Source organism: Pseudoalteromonas sp. SR41-8, assembly GCF_014163915.1.
In the GTDB taxonomy this organism is placed as follows: Bacteria; Pseudomonadota; Gammaproteobacteria; order Enterobacterales; family Alteromonadaceae; genus Pseudoalteromonas; species Pseudoalteromonas rhizosphaerae.
Genome location: NZ_JACJEE010000089.1, coordinates 1 through 430, shown reverse-complemented (window position 1 = coordinate 430; position 430 = coordinate 1). Strand labels below are relative to the sequence as shown.

Here is a 430-nt window from a genome sequence, read left to right as displayed (position 1 = left end):
ATCTACGCAGCGTGCTTAGGCACATCAGAGCGGGTCATTAGCTCAGTTGGTAGAGCAGTGGACTTTTAATCCATTGGTCGATGGTTCAAGTCCATCATGACCCACCATTCTTTATTCGTTGAATAGTAGAGTGGTTATAATCGGCGGATTCACGCAACGTGCTTAGGCACATCAGAGCGGGTCATTAGCTCAGTTGGTAGAGCAGTGGACTTTTAATCCATTGGTCGATGGTTCAAGTCCATCATGACCCACCATTCTTTATTCTTAGAATAGTAGAGTGGTTATAATCGGCGGATTTACGCAGTGTGCTTAGGCACATCAGAGCGGGTCATTAGCTCAGTTGGTAGAGCAGTGGACTTTTAATCCATTGGTCGATGGTTCAAGTCCATCATGACCCACCATTCTTTATTCGTAGAATAGTAGAGTGGTT

Annotated in this window: 3 tRNA genes; all 3 read left to right on the top strand. The window is 45.1% G+C overall.

What is annotated here, in order from left to right:
- Positions 1-31: 31 nt before the first annotated feature.
- Positions 32-107 (top strand) — tRNA-Lys (locus H5162_RS21130).
- 71 nt (positions 108-178) lie between these two features.
- Positions 179-254 (top strand) — tRNA-Lys (locus tag H5162_RS21125).
- A gap of 71 nt (positions 255-325) precedes the next feature.
- Positions 326-401: transfer RNA gene (locus tag H5162_RS21120), tRNA-Lys, on the top strand.
- The last annotated feature ends 29 nt before the right edge of the window (positions 402-430 follow it).